The organism is Massilia sp. MP_M2 (genome assembly GCF_039123635.1).
GTDB lineage: Bacteria > Pseudomonadota > Gammaproteobacteria > Burkholderiales > Burkholderiaceae_D > Telluria.
This window is the reverse complement of sequence record NZ_JBCHJF010000001.1, coordinates 486,869-504,921: the sequence shown is the minus strand read 5'-3', so window position 1 is coordinate 504,921 and position 18,053 is coordinate 486,869. Positions and strand designations below refer to the sequence as shown.

At 62.8% G+C, this 18,053-nt stretch carries 14 protein-coding genes and 2 tRNA genes; 5 read left to right on the top strand and 11 right to left on the bottom strand.

Annotation, left to right across the window (positions count from 1 at the left end; all coding sequences use genetic code 11):
• The 3 genes from RCH14_RS02340 to RCH14_RS02330 are packed head-to-tail and all read left to right on the top strand — an operon-like array spanning position 1 to position 5,726.
• Positions 1-3,717: a tubulin-like doman-containing protein gene (locus RCH14_RS02340; protein ID WP_343024549.1), complete on the top strand. Its 3,717-nt coding sequence runs from the start codon at positions 1-3 to the stop codon at positions 3,715-3,717.
• A gap of 10 nt (positions 3,718-3,727) precedes the next feature.
• Positions 3,728-4,987 (top strand): hypothetical protein, encoded by a 1,260-nt coding sequence (locus RCH14_RS02335; protein ID WP_343024548.1) that lies wholly within the window; start codon positions 3,728-3,730, stop codon positions 4,985-4,987.
• A 34-nt stretch (positions 4,988-5,021) separates the two neighbouring features.
• A complete protein-coding gene (locus RCH14_RS02330; RefSeq protein WP_343024547.1) occupies positions 5,022-5,726 on the top strand; it encodes a hypothetical protein in 705 nt (234 codons plus the stop codon).
• A gap of 217 nt (positions 5,727-5,943) precedes the next feature.
• Here the strand turns inward: RCH14_RS02330 and RCH14_RS24015 are convergent, their stop codons facing one another.
• From RCH14_RS24015 to RCH14_RS02305, 8 genes are all read right to left on the bottom strand, one after another.
• The gene (locus RCH14_RS24015) at positions 5,944-6,279 is read right to left on the bottom strand and encodes an STY0301 family protein (RefSeq protein ID WP_407070040.1); all 336 of its coding nucleotides are present in this window, start codon (positions 6,277-6,279) and stop codon (positions 5,944-5,946) included.
• 20 nt (positions 6,280-6,299) lie between these two features.
• Positions 6,300-6,713 carry a BPSL0067 family protein gene (locus RCH14_RS24010; RefSeq protein WP_407070039.1) on the bottom strand — a complete coding sequence of 138 codons (414 nt, stop codon included), beginning with the start codon at positions 6,711-6,713 and terminating at the stop codon, positions 6,300-6,302.
• Between the two features lie 131 nt (positions 6,714-6,844).
• Positions 6,845-7,309, bottom strand: coding sequence for a T6SS effector amidase Tae4 family protein (locus tag RCH14_RS02325; protein ID WP_343024546.1), 465 nt, complete (start codon positions 7,307-7,309; stop codon positions 6,845-6,847).
• Positions 7,306-7,590: a Rap1a/Tai family immunity protein gene (locus RCH14_RS24005; protein ID WP_407070038.1), complete on the bottom strand. Its 285-nt coding sequence runs from the start codon at positions 7,588-7,590 to the stop codon at positions 7,306-7,308. The genes RCH14_RS02325 and RCH14_RS24005 overlap by 4 nt, the downstream gene beginning before the upstream one ends.
• 569 nt (positions 7,591-8,159) lie before the next feature.
• Positions 8,160-8,235 (bottom strand) — tRNA-His (locus tag RCH14_RS02320).
• Between the two features lie 76 nt (positions 8,236-8,311).
• Positions 8,312-9,187 (bottom strand): glutamate racemase, encoded by an 876-nt coding sequence (gene murI, locus RCH14_RS02315; protein ID WP_343024545.1) that lies wholly within the window; start codon positions 9,185-9,187, stop codon positions 8,312-8,314.
• 17 nt (positions 9,188-9,204) lie between these two features.
• Entirely contained in the window at positions 9,205-10,740 is a 1,536-nt protein-coding gene (locus RCH14_RS02310) for a fumarate hydratase (RefSeq protein WP_343024544.1), read from the bottom strand.
• Between the two features lie 35 nt (positions 10,741-10,775).
• On the bottom strand, positions 10,776-11,384 hold the full coding sequence (locus tag RCH14_RS02305; protein ID WP_343024543.1) for a TIGR00645 family protein: 609 nt from the start codon (positions 11,382-11,384) through the stop codon (positions 10,776-10,778).
• A 217-nt stretch (positions 11,385-11,601) separates the two neighbouring features.
• Between RCH14_RS02305 and acs the strand changes: the two genes are divergently transcribed.
• Positions 11,602-13,602 carry an acetate--CoA ligase gene (gene acs / locus RCH14_RS02300; protein WP_343024542.1) on the top strand — a complete coding sequence of 667 codons (2,001 nt, stop codon included), beginning with the start codon at positions 11,602-11,604 and terminating at the stop codon, positions 13,600-13,602.
• A gap of 118 nt (positions 13,603-13,720) precedes the next feature.
• Here the strand turns inward: acs and RCH14_RS02295 are convergent, their stop codons facing one another.
• Positions 13,721-16,426 (bottom strand): polysaccharide deacetylase family protein, encoded by a 2,706-nt coding sequence (locus RCH14_RS02295; RefSeq protein WP_343024541.1) that lies wholly within the window; start codon positions 16,424-16,426, stop codon positions 13,721-13,723.
• A gap of 169 nt (positions 16,427-16,595) precedes the next feature.
• Here RCH14_RS02295 and RCH14_RS02290 point away from each other — a divergent pair.
• A tRNA-Ser gene (locus RCH14_RS02290) sits at positions 16,596-16,686 on the top strand.
• Between the two features lie 96 nt (positions 16,687-16,782).
• Here RCH14_RS02290 and RCH14_RS02285 read toward each other — a convergent pair.
• Together RCH14_RS02285 and RCH14_RS02280 are read right to left on the bottom strand one after the other, a co-directional pair.
• Positions 16,783-17,832, bottom strand: a complete 1,050-nt coding sequence (locus RCH14_RS02285) for a tyrosine-type recombinase/integrase (protein WP_343024540.1) — start codon at positions 17,830-17,832, stop codon at positions 16,783-16,785.
• Entirely contained in the window at positions 17,816-18,049 is a 234-nt protein-coding gene (locus tag RCH14_RS02280; protein WP_343025031.1) for a DUF4224 domain-containing protein, read from the bottom strand. The genes RCH14_RS02285 and RCH14_RS02280 overlap by 17 nt, the downstream gene beginning before the upstream one ends.
• Between the last annotated feature and the right edge of the window lie 4 nt (positions 18,050-18,053).

Here is an 18,053-nt window from a genome sequence, read left to right as displayed (position 1 = left end):
ATGGCAGATAATCTGAACCAAACGATCGGCGCCGGCACCGGCGAACGCAAGCAGGAGCAGAGCATCGACCTGCGGCCGACGCTGTTCATCGGCATCGGCGGCACCGGCATGGAAGTGCTGATGCGCGTACGCCGCCGCATCCTTAACACGCTGTGGGGCGGCAACGGTTCGCGCACCCGCGTCGACAGCCTGGCCGAATTTCCGGTCGCGCAGTTCATCCAGTTCGACCTCGACACGGGCGCCGTCATCGACAGCGGCCGCGCCCAGGCCGAAGACCTGCAATTTGACCAGGTCAAGTTCACCGACGAAGAAAAAATCGTCGAAGCGTTTGACATGGACAAGTACAGCCGTGATGACGACGCGCTGGAGAAATATCCGCACATCAAGGAATGGCTGTCGCTGACGCCGAAAAAGATTCGCGAACTGGGCATCGATCCATCGAAGGGCGCGGGCCAGATCCGCGCTGTCTCGCGCCTGTACCTGTTCGACAAGTACACCAAGATCCGCGACAAGATCCGCCTGAAGCTCAAGACGCTCAAGGCCGGCCTGTCGCACGAGCAGCAACTGGCGCGCCTGGGCCTGCGCATGGAAACCGAAAAGTTCCGCATCGTCATCGTGGGCTCGGTGGCCGGCGGCACCGGCTCGGGTGCCTTCCTCGACATGGGCCTCCTGGCGCGCTGGCTGGCCAAGTCCGAAGTGGGCAATGCCGACGTCGAACTGATGCTGTTTTTGCCGACCGGCTACGCGGGCGCCAACAAGGAGCGCACCGAAGCGAACGGCTACGCCGCGCTGATGGAGCTCGAATCGGCCATGCTCGGCAACAAGGGTTACGTGGGCCGCTGGGATGCCTACGACCAGCCCGAATTGCCGCGCGAACCGTACAGCGAAGTCTATCTGATCGACTCGGGCAACCTGGCCCAGCAGCACACGAACGACGTCAAGGATGTCTACCACATGGTGGCCGACACGCTGTTTGAAGACTTCGCCTCGGGCGACTTCGCGCGGCGCAAGCGCTCGGTGGCCGTGAATCAGGCGCAGCACAAGAACTTCCTGCACGATGCGCTGGTGCCGAAGAACCGCTTTGCCGACATGCGCCTGTCGTACTCGAAGCGATTTTCATCGTTTGGCCAGGCCGTGCTCGACACGCGCCAGGAAGCGCGGCGCGAAGAGCGCGCGCACCGCTGGGCGGGCGCCATGCTCAAGGCCTTCTTTGGCGTGGGCAGCGTTGACACGGGCGTGAACCGCGCCACCGACAAGCAGCGCGACGAATTCATGGCGGCCCAGATGGCGCTGCGCGCCGCGCCGTTCAGCGATTTTCCGACCTTCTCCGACCGCAACGTCGAGCTGAAACGCTCGAGCGGCGAGTTCCTCGATTACGCCCTCGTCGACGACCTGCTGCAGGACAAGCACGGCCTGCTGCTGGCCGGCGTCGAGCAGCGCGTCAATGCACGCATCGACAGCATCCGCACCGGGTTCGACCGCGCCGAGTGGCCGACGCAGGTGCGCGAGACCGTCCAGCAGCTCGAGCGCGACTCGGTGCGCGACCAGGATTCCACCGCCGACACGACCGAAGACCGCGTGGTCAAGCGCCGCCGCGAGGTGTTAGAGCGCATCAAGCAGGCGATCCGCGACCAGCTCTACGCCTACCTCGACAACAAGGATTTCGGCGGCCTCGAATACGTGCTGTCGCTGGTCGAGCAGATCAAGGACCGCCTGGAAGCACCGGGCACGGGCCTGATCAGCGCGCTCAAGCTCAACAGCGAGCGTTACCGCGAAATCAAGGAAGCGGTGCGCACCCGCGAATACGAACGCCTGCTGGCCAATCTCGAACAGACCCGGGGCGGCTTCTTCAGCAGCAATAACGAAAAGCAGGCGGTCACGGTGCTGGACCATCTGCGCACCGAAATTGCCAACGCGCTCAAGTTCCACCTGCGCGCCAAGGCCGCCGACGAAGCGGCGATCCTGATGGCCGACCTGTCCGCCTGGCTGGGCAAAAAGAACGGCGTCGACGCGCAGGGCCGCGCCATCTGGAACGGCCTGGTCGGCGAATTCCAGGCCGGCCGCGAAGCCGTGCTGGCCATGCTGGGCCAGCTGCAGCACGCCAATGCCATCATCCAGCAAGACCTGAACAAGGACCACGCCACCTTGATCACGGTGCCGGTGGCCGAGCGCAACGTGCCAATGCCTGGCGCGCTGCAACTGCGCGAATGGGCCGACGAAGCGTTCAAGGATCTGGGCGGCTCGAAGGTGCTGTTCCCGATGCTGGGCGACACCGCACAGCGCAGCGAGATCATCAACAAAGTCAAACGCATGGCCGAGCGGCAGTTGACGCTGGCCGGTGCGGGCGACGCCGAAACCGTCGACCACGATCCGTTGATCGAAGCGCTGGAACAGATGAATCCGGCCGAACGGATGGACCGCTTCCGTAAACTGCTGGCCTGCGCCATGCCGTGGATCGACGCGAATCTGTCGGGCGACTTCACGGTCAAGGCCGACCAGTTCAAGTGTTTCGTGGGCGTGGCCAATGCCGACCGTTTCAAACGCCTGTTCGGCGCCGAACTCAACACCTGCGTGCCGACCCAGGCCAATATCACCGCGGCGCAATTGTCCATCGTCGAGACCGGCGTGCCGGGCCGCGCTGTCTGTTACTGCGAGCTGTCCGGCATCCCGATGACGGTGCTGCGCGGCATGGAAGGGTGGCGCACCAGCTACCGCAAGGAAGCCGAAAAGAACCCGACCCACACGCACATCGACTCGACCCAGTTCAGCCATCCAATGGCGCCGACGACCGACGAGATCAACCGCCTGGCCGAAGACTTCAAGCAGTACCTGCAGGCGATCATGCTGGGCATTTTGACGCGCTCGACCCAGCGCGTGATTCCGCGCGGGCAGTACCAGTTTGCCGTCGCGCGCGGCGACGTGCGCCGCATCGGCAACGAACGCGCCATTCGCCAGAACGGCTTGCCGGCCACCTACCGCGACGCCATCGTCGAGCGCGTGCAGGAGCGCCTGGCCGAGCTCGACGCGAGCCAGACGGTCGCCCTGGCGGCGCTGGCCAGCTATTACGAGACGGCCGTCTACACGCCAAAACTGGTGGAAGACGCGACCGGCGCGCAGGATGACCGCAAGGGCTTTGCCAGCGCGATTGCCGGCGAAGCCAAGCGGGAGCTGGCCGAGAAGGCCCGCCGCAAGGGCATGAGCCAGCGCGACATCGACCGCGCGGACGAGCAATTGCTCGAGGTGCTGACGGAGTGGGCAAGCGTCGTGCCGGATTCGGATGAAGACGCGTATGACTGGGAAGTGCGCGAGCCGGGCGAGGATGGCCATCTGCGCCTGAAATACGTCATCAAGCCGGATGCGTTCAACGCCGGCAAGCTTGATGGGTTGCTGGCGCCGCAGGCTACCGCGCCTGTTGCCAGGTTCCCGGCTGGCGCGCCTGGCATGCCACCATTATTGGGCGCCACGCCACCGCCACTGGGCGGGATGCCGCCACCGCTCGTCGAGCATCAATATCACCTTGGCATTGGCGGGCAGCAGTTCGGGCCGTACAGCGCGCAGCAGATCGTGCAGATGGTGCAGGCGGGGCAGGTCGTGGTCGCTGGCACGAAGGTGTGGCGCGTCGGTCTTGCGGTTTGGGGCGAGCTGGCGCAGTTGCCGGAATTGACGATGCTGTTCGGGGCGCCGGCATCGCCGCCGCCGTTGCCACCGATGCTGTGAGGACGAGACTTTGAAACAGTGTTCTGGCTGCAGCGCAACGCTGCAGGGTGAGGTGGCGTTTTGTCCATTCTGTGGTGAAGGGGTGGATGGGGCGGTGCGCAGGGTCGGGCAGGGCGGGGGCGCTTCTATTCCTGCTGCTGCGGTTTCTGCCGCTGCTGCTGCTGCTGCTGCGGTGCCGGTAACCGCGCCGCCGAGTGTGCCTGTGCCTGCCGCGCCTGTCGTAAGGCCGCAACCTGCGCCCGCGCCTACGCCGACGCCGACGCCGGCGGCGAGCGCGACGCCTGCTGCTGCTGCGCCCCCATCTGCGCCCGCGACGCCTGCCCGGCCTGCGGTCGATCGCGCGCCGATACCGCCCGCAACGCGCAAAGGCGGGAAGGGCAAGTGGATCGCCGGCGGGCTCGTGCTGCTGCTGGTCGTGCTCTACAACATGGGCTCTGGCGACAAGCCGGTGATCGAGGAAAATGCCTGCGAATCGGCGTTCGATCTGGGCACCAAGGCGGTCACGGCCGGGGATATCGCCGCTGCGCGCACCCAGGCACTGCGAGCCAGCGCCGAATGCGGCGAGAAGGACCGCGCCAAGGTCAACACCCTGCAACGCGCCATTGCGGCAGCAGAAAAGACCGACAACACTTGCCTGCGCAACTTCCGTTCAATCGACGGCTTGTTGCAGGACAGCCGGCCTGGTCGTGCGCGCGCAGGACTGAACGAATTGACGGCGGCGTGTTCAAACAAGCCGGAGGCCGAAGCCTTGCGCACCCGGCTGGAGGCGACCCAGGAATCCATCAAGGGAGCACTGGCTGACGTGCGCAGCGCGCTCGATGCACGTGACCAGGCGCAAGCCAGGGCAGCACTGGCCAAACTGAGTGGCCTGAATCGCGACGAACCCAGCCTGAACCAGCTCAAATGGGAGGTCGACGCACTGGACGCCGCCGCCGCGGCTGCCGCCCAACCGGCACCACCTGCCGAGGTCTTCATGCCGGGCGCCGCGCCGGTCCAGCGTGCGCCAAGCCAGGTACAGGAGCCGACGGCGCCGCGTGCGCCGACTGCGCCTGCTACCCAAGACACGGGCGCAGCGCAGCGCACGTCGATGGCAACGATGTTCCTGCGTGATGCCGAGCAAGCGCTGTTGCAGCGAAAATTTGATGCCGCAAGAACGTATGTAGAAAGCGCGCGCCGGGCCGACCCGAACAATCCGCAGCTCGATAGCATGATGCAGCAGATCCGCGATCGCGAACGCCAGATGCTGCAAGAAGAAACCACCATCAGATAATGCAGTCTCATCAGGGAAAACCATGAAAACGCCAATGAAAAAGATCGTTGTGCTGACGTTGCTGACGAGCCTCGTATCCGGCTGCGCCACCACGGGCCAGAGCGGCATGTCGCAAACGCAGTATCCGCAGGGCGGCGTCGCCGCCGAGCAGGACCCGTGCGCCGTTGGCTCGTCGGCGCTGATGGGCGCCGCAGCCGGCGCACTGCTGGGCGCGCTGATGGATGGCAAGCGCGGCGCAGCACGCGGCGCCGCCGCTGGCGGCATCGTGGCCGCACTCGGCTGCGTGGCCATCAACTCGCAATCACGCCAGACCCGCACCGCCGCCCAGGTCGACAACGACTTCATCCGCACCCGCGGCCGCCTGCCAGCCGAGCCGCAAGTGGTGTCGTACCAGCCGCGCCTGAACGCCAGCACGGTGCAGCGTGGCAAACCGGTGGTGGTGACGTCGACGGTTGAACTGGTCAACGGGGCGACGACACCGGTCATGCAAGTGCGTGAAGAGCTGGTGGTGTTCGATCAGGATGGCAAGCAATTCAAATCGGGCTCGAAGGCGCTGACCAACAACTCGGGTGGGCGCTTCGAGAACTCGTTTGAAATCACGCTGCCGAAGGATGCGTCGCAGGGACGGTATGCACTGCGGACCAATTTGTATGTCAACGGCAAACTGTCGGCGTCGCGGGATTTGAGTACGCAACTGGTGTGGAATGGGGTGGAGCAGGTGATGATTGCCAGCCGTTGACTCAAACTAAAGCCGGGGTCGGGTCTGACATTCGGACACGAGCTCAGGCTTTATATAACGTCGACGACTGAAAAGTTTGGCTTAGCCAAGACATTATTTGCCGCGCTGCAAGAACAACAGGATGAATCTGGGGCACGTGTCTGAATGTCGGACCCGCCCCCTACCTTTCTGACTTGACGCTACTTTTTTTGGGCCTGGCCGAAGTAGGGGTGCAAAATCATTTGCACTGGACGGATGCTGTCACTCGGTGCGACTCCAGTGTTCGCTGCTTGAGTATGCAATGTTTCGCGGAAGCGCTAACGCGATACCAGCGAGCGGTGGTGGGCTCATACCAGCAGGCTATCCACCTCACCCCGTCACCATTGAAGCCGAATCTGACATCGTGGCCGCCGTGCACCGTTTTCGTCTCACCCATCAATTCGCACTGTTTCTCATCACCTTCAAACATGCCGGCTCCGATGAGTCGCGCTCCAGAATTCTTCGCAGGACAGTCGATTACCTCTGCTTGCACAGTGCCAGAAACCAAGATGATTGCGAGTAGTGCTGCCTTCATTTGGGAACAACCATGTAGATCTAATCTGCGTTATATGAGTCGGAATAGGCGCTTCCCTCGGCCTTACTTTTGCTCCGCGCGGCGATTTCCCGCTGCCTGACGGTGTTTGGGATGCGCGTGCGCCACTGGTCCATGACCCGTATATTCTTTGCTTTGGTGCTCGATACGCCCCTCTCGCAAAAATCCACGAACAGCGCTGCATGGTATCCATGCTGATTCGGGAAGCGCCCATTACCCTGCTTGTCGAATACGAAGTTCGCGATCACCGTTCCTCGATTCAAATAGCTCAGGTCGACTACCCGAGGTCCTGGCCTCCATCGGCTTGTATGCCCAACACCTGTCGTTGCCTGCACAAGCGCCGCACACTTGCCGTTTGAAAATGGTGCGCGACCGTTTAGTTTGTCCACGTCCCCAGAATATATGAAATATGCCATAGCCCTCCCAATCGCATTAGTGATATACAGCCGGGTGTAGAGCACGTGTCTAAATGTCAGACCTGATCCCGGCTTTTACTCTTGCATGAAGACGGTTCAGGTCTGGCCGAATTAGGGCTCCAACAAAGCGATCAATTTAGTGGCCAGAACCAGATCGGCTTTGCCGCCCAAAAGCAAGTGCGCGCGCAATCCTGGAATCTGCTCCCGGGTCGATGCACGATCAGGTCTATGTGACCTACCGCCCCCCCCCCGATGCGAAAAAAGGACACGACGCCGTTGCGACTGCCGATACCTGCGCGCGCATCGTCTTCGTCGGTGTAGACCTCGGGCCACCCCCAGATCATCTTGAGAATTTTCGACAGCTTTTCCTGTCCAGGTTCGATCAGCTTGCCAGCAAGCACACCAGCCTTCGCTTTCATGCGAGCACCAGGCAATGGCACACCAGCCCGTAGCAGCCCGTAACTCATGCGCACTGCACATGTGTTCATATAGCTTTGGTTGTCGATCAGGTCGTCCCAGCCGATCTCGCCATATAATTCGCCGCGCGAAGATTGTGCGGGATAGTATTTAAGCAACTGTATAAATCCCGGTTTCATGGCTTGGATCCTGACGTTGGGCACGGATAGATCCTGCTTACCATCGATAAGGCCAACTCAGCCGCGCTCCGCGTAAGTTGATGTGGGGATAGGCGCTTCATCTGTGCAGCAGCTTCATAGCTGAGCTCATGCGCGACGGGCTGACCATTTGGGCACCACCGCACGCCGACGGTGCCGTCGAGCACTCCATCCATATATCCCGTCGCCCGCTCGCGGCGGAGCGACGCAAGATCGTTTTCTGGCATTGCCACCATGTCGCGCACGAACTGTTCGCCGGTCATGGCCGGTGGATGCGGCTCCGCTGACGCCCCTAAAGGCACTAGGGCTAATAGCAGGATGAGAGGACATAAAATGACCTCCATTGATTCGGTTGCGGCAGAGCGAGTAGCGCGACATTGATACGCAATGCTGGTGTTCCATCGTCCCTGTAACCGTGCACACGCCGTGCGCCTAATGCGTCGCCAGACTCTCTGTGACATCGTGTCACCCCACTGCCGTTCTTGCCTCATCGTGACCTCCATATGTGAGAGGTGATACTGACAAAGTGTGCATTACAGCAAGCTGACTTCTATCAAGGACTGACACAGCCGTCACTAGTAAAGGCCATGGAAGCCAGAAAAGCCAGGCAGGTCTGGAGTGGGGGATTCGGCCCCGAGCTCCATGCTTAACATAGCGTCAAGAGCTGAGGAAGTTTGCTGAGCAATGAAACTCGATGCTGTGCGGCGAGGACTAAAGGTTCAGTGTTGAGGACGTGTCCGAATGTGAGACTCTTGCTTTCTAACTCTGGCTATTCCTCGGATCAGAGCGCAAAAAGCCCAGTCCGAAGACTGGGCTTTTTGCTTGCATTCTGTGGGGTGGCTGATGGGGCTCGAACCCACGACAACAGGAATCACAATCCTGGACTCTACCAACTGAGCTACAGCCACCACTGAACTACTAGATCTGTCTCGTTGTTTCCGCGACAGAACAAGATTATATAAACTTTAGCCCGTGCTTGCAAATTTAATTGCATGGCGAAGCAGAGGGCGCTTGCGGCTCGGCAATGTCGACTGCGTACACGGGCGGATCGATCCCCAGCAGGCTGCGAAACGCCGCCGTCAGCGCCGCCGCACTGGCCGTCGTATAGCCCGTCAGACCAGCTGGCAGCGCATCCGAACCAGCAGCCCGCGCCAGCCCACCAGCCACCAGCAAGCGCGCCAGTTGCCGCGCCACAGCGTCCCCTGTATCCACCAGCCCCACATCACCACGCCCCGCATCCACCAGCAGCCGCTCGATCGCCCCACGCACCAGCGGATAGTGCGTGCAGCCCAGCACCAGCGTATCGGCATCCTGCGCCAGCAGCGGCGCAATGAAGCGATCCAGCATGGCCGTCGTGATGCTTGATTCAACCTCGCCAAATTCGATCTGGTCGGCCAGGCCGACACACGGCTGGAGCAGGAAGTCGACGCTGGTATCGCGATGGATCTGATCACGCAGTTGCAGGAACTTGGCGCCGCGCAGCGTGCGCTCGGTGGCCAGCACGCCGACCTTGCCGTTGCGGCTCAAGGCAGCGGCAGGCTTGAGGCCCGGCTCCACGCCCACGACCGGCATTTCCGGATGCGCGTCGCGCAGCACGCGCACGGCCGCCACAGTGGCGGTATTGCACGCCACCACGATCGCCTTGGCCCCTTGCGCAATCAGGAAGTCAGCAATCGCCAGCACGCGCGCAATGACGAGCGCCTCCGGCTTGTCGCCATACGGGGCGTAGCCGGAATCGGCGACATACAACAGGTGTTCATGCGGCAGCTGCGCCTGGATGTGGCGCAGCACCGACAGACCGCCGACGCCCGAGTCGAACATGCCGACCGGGGCGTCGTGGGCAAGCGTGGTGGAAACCATGCTGGAGGGGAGGGTGCTTATGCGACGGTGATCGGCACGCCGCGCAGCGATTCGATCTTGGCCGACCATTCCTTCGGGCCGGTCGTGTGGACCGACGTGCCGGTCGAATCGACGGCGACGGTGACCGGCATGTCGGTCACGTCGAACTCGTAGATCGCTTCCATACCCAGGTCCGCAAAGCCGACGACCGTGGCCGACTTGATCGCCTTCGAGACCAGGTACGCCGAGCCACCGACCGCCATCAGGTACGCCGATTTGTGCTTCTTGATCGACTCGATGGCGGCCGGGCCGCGCTCGGCCTTGCCGATCATCGAGATCAGGCCGGTCTGCTCGAGCATCATGTCGGTGAATTTGTCCATGCGCGTGGCGGTCGTCGGGCCAGCCGGGCCGACCACTTCGTCGCCCACAGGGTCGACCGGGCCGACGTAATAGATCACGCGGTTGGTGAAGTCCACCGGCAGCGATTCGCCCTTGGCCAGCATGTCCTGGATGCGCTTGTGCGCAGCGTCGCGGCCCGTCAGCATTTTGCCGTTGAGCAGCAGCGTCTGGCCAGGCTGCCATGAAGCGACTTCTTCCTTGGTCAGCGTGTTCAGGTCGACGCGCTTGGATTTCTGCGTGTCCGGCGTCCAGTTCACATCAGGCCAGCTCGACAGCGCAGGCGGTTCGATGTAGACCGGGCCCGAGCCGTCCAGCACGAAGTGCGCGTGGCGCGTGGCGGCGCAGTTCGGGATCATCGCCACGGGCTTCGAGGCCGCGTGCGTCGGGTACATATTGATCTTCACGTCCAGCACCGTGGTCAGGCCGCCCAGGCCCTGCGCGCCGATGCCCAGCGCGTTGATCTTGTCGCACAGCTCGATGCGCAGCTCTTCGAGTTTGTTGTTCGGGCCGCGCTGGCGCAGCTCGTACATGTCGATGTCTTCCATCAGCGACTCTTTGGCCATCAGCATCGCCTTTTCGGCGGTGCCGCCGATGCCGATGCCGAGCATGCCCGGCGGGCACCAGCCCGCGCCCATCAGCGGCACGGTTTTCAGCACCCAGTCGACCAGCGAGTCGGACGGGTTGAGCATGACGAACTTGGTTTTATTTTCCGAGCCGCCGCCCTTGGCCGCGACTTTCACGTCGACGGTCTCGCCCTCCACCAGTTCCATGTGGACCACGGCCGGGGTGTTGTCCTTGGTGTTCTTGCGCTCGAAATGCGGGTCGGCGACGATCGAGGCGCGCAGCTTGTTGTCGGCGAAGTTATAGGCGCGGCGCACGCCTTCATTGACGGCGTCCGTGACGGTGCCCGTGAAACCCTCGAAGCGCACGCCCATGCCGATTTTCAGGAATACGTTGACGATGCCGGTGTCCTGGCAGATCGGGCGCTTGCCTTCGGCGCACATGCGCGAGTTGGTCAGGATCTGGGCGATCGCATCCTTGGCGGCCGGACTTTGCTCGGCCTCGTAGGCGCGCGCCAGGTGCTGGATGTAATCCGCAGGGTGGTAGTAGCTGATGTACTGCAGTGCTGCCGCGACCGATTCGATCAGGTCGTCTTGGGTAATCACGGTTGCCATGTTCGCTCTTTCAGGAGTACCAGGAAGGTTCTGTTTTAAGAATGCTTGTCGTTGTGCGTGCTCATCACGATGCGATCGGTGTAGGCAATCGCCATGGCCGAGAGCAGGAACGCGAAGTGGATCAGGGTCTGGAAGAACAGCGTCTTCACATCGTAGGACGACGCGTTGATGAAGGTCTTGAGCAGATGAATCGACGAAATGCCGATGATCGCCATCGCCAGCTTGGTCTTCAGGACCGATGCGTTCACGTGCGACAACCACTCTGGCTGGTCCGGGTGACCATCCAGGTGCATGCGCGACACGAACGTCTCGTAACCCCCGATGATCACCATGATCAACAGGTTCGAGATCATCACCACATCGATCAGGCCGAGCACGACCAGCATGATGATGGTTTCATTGAGCCGGGTAGGGCGCGCGGCGCCCGGCACGCTGACGGCATCGATGATGTGTTTGAGCGAGTCGGCGTTGCCCATGGCGGCGCCGATCAGGTCGACGAGTTCGACCCAGAAGTGAAAGACGTAGACGCACTGGGCCAGGATCAGGCCAAGATACAGCGGCAATTGCAGCCAGCGGCTCGAGAAAATCAGTGAATTAAGGGGCGACAACTTGCGATAAGGCGGGTTCGGCGGCAGGGACGACATCGGGATGGAACTCCAGGAAGTGCGAGAAAATTCAGCACGGCATTTTACACCGGCGCCAGCGTTACGGTGTCGTCTCGCGCACTTGTCCGCTTTGCAAGAGACGGCGTTAGAATGCGTCAGGCGGCACCTGCCGGTCGCCGGGGGCGATGTGTAAGGGCTCAGTAAGCGAGCGCCCCTATGGTATCGGCATAACCCACTAACTAGAATGGAGACCGACATGTCCGAGAACGAGACGACGCAAGAGCAATCCCAGGGCCTGCAAGAGCACCGCGTATTCCAGCCGCCGCACGAATTTGCCGCCAACGCCACCGTCAGCGGCATGGCCGCCTACGACAAGCTGTGCGCCGAAGCGGCCAGCGACTACGAAGGTTTCTGGGCCCGTCTGGCGCGCGAGAACCTCGACTGGCACAAGCCATTTACCAGCACGCTCGATGAATCCGACGCGCCGTTCTACAAATGGTTCGGCGACGGCCAGCTCAATGCGTCGTACAACTGCCTCGACCGCAATCTTGAAAACGGCAACGCCGACAAGACCGCAATCGTTTTCGAGGCCGACGACGGCGCCGTCAACCGTGTGACCTATCGCGAGCTGCATGAGCGTGTCTGCAAATTCGCCAACGCGCTCAAGTCGCGCGGCATCAAGAAGGGCGACCGCGTCATCATCTACATGTCGATGTCGGTCGAAGGCATCAGCGCGATGCAGGCCTGCGCCCGTATCGGCGCGACCCACTCGGTGGTGTTCGGCGGCTTCTCGGCCAAGTCACTGCAGGAGCGCATCATCGACGCCGGCGCGGTCGCGGTTATCACGGCCGACGAGCAGCAGCGCGGCGGCAAATCGCTGCCCCTCAAAGCCATCGTCGACGAAGCCCTCGGCATGGGTGGCTGCGACACCGTCAAGGACGTCATCGTCTACCGCCGCACCGGCGGCGACGTCGCTTTCAAGGAAGGCCGCGACCTGTGGCTGCACGAGCTGGTCGAAGGCCAGTCGGCCGACTGCGAGCCGGAATGGGTCGACGCCGAGCACCCGCTGTTCATCCTCTACACGTCCGGCTCGACCGGCACCCCGAAAGGCGTGCAGCACTCGACCGGCGGCTATCTGCTGTGGGCCGCGCTGACCATGAAGTGGACGTTCGACCTGAAGCCCACCGACGTCTTCTGGTGCACGGCCGACATCGGCTGGATCACCGGTCACACCTACATCGCCTATGGCCCGCTGGCCGTCGGCGGCACGCAGGTCGTGTTCGAGGGCGTGCCCACGTTCCCGAACGCCGGGCGCTTCTGGAAGACGATCGAAAAGCACAAGGTCAGCATCTTCTACACCGCGCCAACGGCGATCCGCTCGCTCATCAAGGCGTCGGATGTGGACGAGAAAGTCCATCCGAAGAATTCGGATCTGTCGAGCCTGCGTTTGCTGGGTTCGGTTGGCGAGCCGATCAATCCGGAAGCCTGGATGTGGTACTACCGGAACGTCGGCGGCGAACGCTGCCCGATCGTCGACACCTTCTGGCAGACCGAAACGGGCGGCCACATGATCACGCCGCTGCCGGGCGCGACGCCGATGGTGCCGGGTTCGTGCACGCTGCCGCTGCCGGGCATCATGGCCGCGATCGTCGATGAAGCTGGCGTGGACGTGCCGAACGGGCAGGGCGGCATCCTGGTCGTCAAGCGTCCATGGCCGTCGATGATCCGCACCATCTGGAACAACCCGGACCGGTTCCGCACCAGTTATTTCCCGGACGAGCTGGGTGGCAAATACTACCTGGCGGGCGACGGCGCGATCCGCAACAAGGACACCGGCAACTTCACGATCACGGGCCGCATCGACGACGTGCTGAACGTGTCGGGTCACCGCATGGGCACGATGGAAATCGAATCGGCGCTGGTGGCCAATTCGCTGGTGGCCGAAGCAGCGGTGGTGGGGCGCCCGGACGATACGACGGGCGAATCGATCTGCGCGTTCGTCGTGCTCAAGGGCGCGCGGCCAACCGGCGAAGAGGCGAAGAAAATCGCCAACGAACTGCGTGCGTGGGTGGGCAAGGAAATCGGGCCGATCGCCAAACCGAAGGAAATCCGTTTCGGTGACAACCTGCCGAAAACCCGCTCGGGCAAGATCATGCGCCGCCTGCTGCGCGTGCTGGCCAAGGGCGAGAGCATCACGCAGGATGTGTCGACGCTCGAGAATCCAGCGATTCTGGAGCAGTTGAAAGAATCGGCGTAATTACGCCACTGGTGCCGGCCTTCGGGCCGGAACGAAAATGCCCGTCTTCGCATTGCGACGACGGGCATTTTTTATGACGTAGGGTGGATGGCTCCGCCATCCACGCGTCCAACCACCATCACAACTTCTGCAACTGCTCCTTGGCATACGCCGCACCCGCACCGGTCGGCGCCAATTCAAGATACGTCGTAAACGCCGCCCTGGCTTTCTGCGGCTGCTTCGACCTCACATACGCATCACCCAGATTGCGATACGCGATCGCCCGCGACGGGTCGATCTTGACCGTATTTTCAAACCAGCGCGCCGCCTCCACGTAGCGATCCTGTTTATAGAACACGAAGCCCAGATTGTTCGCCGCCAGCGCAAAGTCCGGCCGCAGCTTGAGCGCCTCGGTGAACTGCGCCTCGGCCTGCACATACTGCTTCTCTTTATATAGCTGCAAACCCAGATCGTTGGCCCGCTGCGCCTGCTGCCGGCTTGAGACCGGCACCACCGCCGGCGCCTTGAGTCGCGTCTCGCCGCCCTGCAGATCCTTGACCACCACCGTGCCCGACGCTTTCGAGGTCTGCGCGTCCAGGCGCGTGTTGAGCGCAATCGCATCGTTTGACAACTGCGCCGTGCCGGCCGTGAGGAACTCGGTCTCTTCGGGCAGTTCGAACACGAAGTCGCCGCCTTCCGATCCCGGCAAGCTGCCAAAGGCCGGCGTCTGCTGCGACACGCTGGAGACGGCCGGTGCCACATACGCCGCCAGCTCGGTGGCCGTGATCAGGCCATCGCCATTCAGGTCGCCCTTGCCGCCCAGGGCCTGCATCAGCGTCCAGGTAAAGACCGAGTGGCCATTCGGCCCGCCGTCGGCCACCAGCTGGTCGGTGCCGCCGGCCGTGAGCATCTGCCGGCCCAGGCGGCGCGCGTTATCGCGCAAGAATGATGCATTGGCCGCGCCGCGCGTCAGGCCAAGGCCGCTATAGCAGGCGTCCATCACGAACAGCGCGTGCTTGGCCGGCAGGCTCTCGGCGATGTTCTGGATTTCGGTCATCGGAATCGCATCGGTGGCCAGGTTGTTCGGGTCGGCGTCGAACGGCACGATGTAGCCCAGATCGCGCCCCGAACTGAGTTTGCGCGTGGCGCCGTGCCCTGCGAAGAACACGAACACGCGGTCGTTCGGCTGCAGGCCGCCGTGGGCCAGGCGATCGTGGAACGCAGCCAGGATGCCCTGGCGTGTGGCCTGCTCATTTTTCAGCGTGATCACGCGTTCCTGCGCAAAGCCGAACTTCTGCACCAGCAGTCGCTCGACGCCTTCGGCATCGCGTACCGCGTATTCCAGGCGCGGCCACTTCGGATAATTGTCGATCCCCACCAGGATCGCCCACGAATTGGCATAGCCGGTGGCGGCCGCACGTGGCGCCGGCGCGGGCGCTGCCTTGCTGTCGACCTGGAACGTGGCGCCATCCCAGCCGGCAAATTGATAGCCCTCGGCTGCCAGGCGTTCGAGAATCATCGGCAGCGCCTTGACGGTGCGTTCGTGGATATCGTGGAACAGGATGATGCCGCGGCCTTCCTTCTCTACGCTGCGCAGCACGCGGTCGGCAATCGACGACGGCACCGGGTCGGCCCAGTCGAGCGAATCGATATTCCACATCATCGACGTGAGCTGCGCATCGGCCAGCAATTGCATGCCCTCGCGATTGCGCGCGCCATACGGAAAGCGAAACAGCGACGAGCGCTGCGGATCGACCGCCTTGAGCAGCGTGTCGGTATCGAGGATTTCGGACTTGAGCTTCGCGCCCGTCTGCTTGGACAATTGCGCATGCGTGAGGCTGTGATTGGCCAGCACGTAGCCGGCGTCCTTGAGCTTGCGGCTCACCTGGGCGTTCGCCCCCAGCTTGGCCGCACCCTGCGCATCGAGCGCGCCCAGGTTGCGCCCGACGTTGAAGAAGATCGCCGGCGCGTTGTACTGCTTGAGGATCGCGGCGATTTCTTCGCTGTAGCGGCGGTGCGGGCCATCGTCGAAGGTGAGCAGCACGGTCTTTTTAGGAAGCGACTTGCCGAAGATCTCGGCGCCTTCGCGCCCGGCCTGCGGTGGCGCGCCCGGCTCCGGGGACGCAGGCTCAGGTTCGGGCGCGGCGGGGTAGGGCAGCACGACGCCGTATTCCTTCAGGATGCGTTCGCGCGTGTAGAGTTTTTTCAGGTAGACGATATAGCTGTCCCACTTCTCGCGTTTCAGCTCGATCGCGCGGGTATCGAAGCGCCCGAAGATCGCCCGGATCTCCTTCTCGTAATTGCGCTCGATCTCGGCCAGCGCGTCGAGGTCTTCCGAGATCCGCTTGTGCAGCTTGATCGCGGCGAGCGACGAATCGCTGGCGATTTGCGCCTGCAGGCTGCGCAGGGTTTCGCGAAACGCCAGGCGGTCGGCGTCGTACAGGCCGTCGCCGGACTCGATATAGTCGAGCAGGGTGCTGATGGCGTCGAAGCGGCGTGGGTTGTTCGACGCGATCAGGGCGGTCAGCGCAGTTTCCACGCGACCGATGCGTTCCTGGTTTTCGTGGAACAGCTGCTGGCCGATGCGGTTCGCCTGCGCGCGCTCGGCGGCGGGCAGTGTGGCCTCGTCGTGGGTCAGCACGATGATCTTGCGGTAAGCGTCGAGCATGGCGCGCAGATCGGTTGCGATGGCGCGGGCGTCTTGAGTGCTGGTGCTGGTGGCGGTTGCGGGGGCCGGCTTCGCTTCTGGCGCCCCGGTTGGGGTGCGGTTGACGAGCCAGGAGCCAGCGCCGGCGCCAGCAGCAGCCACGGCGAAGATGATGAGATAAAGTGATGTGCGTTTCACGACGTATCCGTTGCGGGTAGCGTGCCAGAGGGGCAGGCCAGCCGGGAACGATACCATTCAGAGGTGGTGCGAGGAAAGGGGCTTGCCTGGCCGTTGTCAGGTCGGTCTTGTACTACCAGGAATTGTTGTTATAATGAGCGGCTTCGTGGAACGCGCACGTCGACCATCAGGAGAGATGGATGAGTGGTTTAAGTCGCACGCCTGGAAAGCGTGTGTAGGTTCATAGCCTACCGGGGGTTCGAATCCCCCTCTCTCCGCCAGAATACAAGTCATTGATTTAGTGAATAAAATCCTCCTGATTCGGAGGATTTTTTTTGCCCGTTTTACTATAGATTCGGGCTGTACTATTCAAATGGTCACCTCAGTGGTTTGACCATGTCCGGCCGGCGCCGATAAACGCGATCCGTGATCTTGCTGTCAGCGTGCGCGAGCAGGCTGCGGGCGTGTTCCAGGGTGCTCGCATCGCTGGCGCACTTGGCGCGCAGGTCGTGCTCGGTGAAGTGTTCGGTCACCTTCGTTTCTTCCATCACCCTGGCCATGAAGTTGCGCCAGAGCGATTCCCAGCTGCCGGCCCGGCCGTTCTCTTTGAAGTAGCATTCGCCGGCGAGCGTGCAGAACAAGTACGGCGACAGCGGCACCGGCCGCGCGGCCTTCGCCGTGGCCACCGCTTCGCGCAGCTCGTCCGACCAGGTGATCACCATGCGCTTGCCGGTTGACCCTGATGTCTTGCCGGGCTCGACGTAGATGCCGTCTTCCTGCAGGTCCGACATCGTCAGACGCAGCATGTCGCCGCGCCGCATGCCCGTCAGCAGCTTCAAGCGGATATAGGCCTGGGCCGCCAGCACGCTGCCCGACTTCCGGCGCGCCTCCAGCGACAGGCACTCGACGATCTCCCAGTCCTCCACGTAGCGCGTGCGCGGCTTCTCCCCTTCCAGTCTGACCTCGCCCTTGAACGGGTGGCGGTCCAGGTATCCCCACTCCACGGCCTTCGTCAGCGCGTGCGACAGCAATTCCATTTCCCGGCGCGCAGCCGTCTTCTTCTCCCGCCGATCGACGTATTGGTAGACGTGCCGCGGCTTGATATCGGTCAGGGCCATTGGGCCAAACGTCGCGCGCACAGGCTTGATCGCCGATGCGTTCTGCGTTTGGGTCGTCACGCTCTTGAGCGGGATCACCTCGAGCGCGTACCGATCGAGCAGGGCGGCGACAGTCTTCGCCCGGTCGACCACCTGCAGCCGCTCGGCCCACACCTTGTAGGCCTCCGGTAGGTTGGCGCCGAGCCGGAATGTCTGCTTGCTGTCCCATGCGGCCTCCTGGCCGGGCGGCACTTGGTAGTAGTAGCAGCCATGGGCAAGACGCCAGCGCTTTGGCAAGCCCTGATTCTCGGGCTTACGCGCGCGCGGCATTCATCGCTCCCCAGTTCGGTTCGGTGGGTGTCTTCTTCCGTGCCGAGGCCGGCGCCGACGCGACCCCAAACAGCTGCTCGACGTGCGAGCGCAGCACGGCCAGGCTGCCGTCGGCGCGCTGGCGGAACTCGATACCCATCGCGCGCAGCATCTTCGCCTGCGCGCGGCGCTGCACTCGATCAGTCATGCTGTGGATCTCGTCGGAGCTCAAGAACATTTCG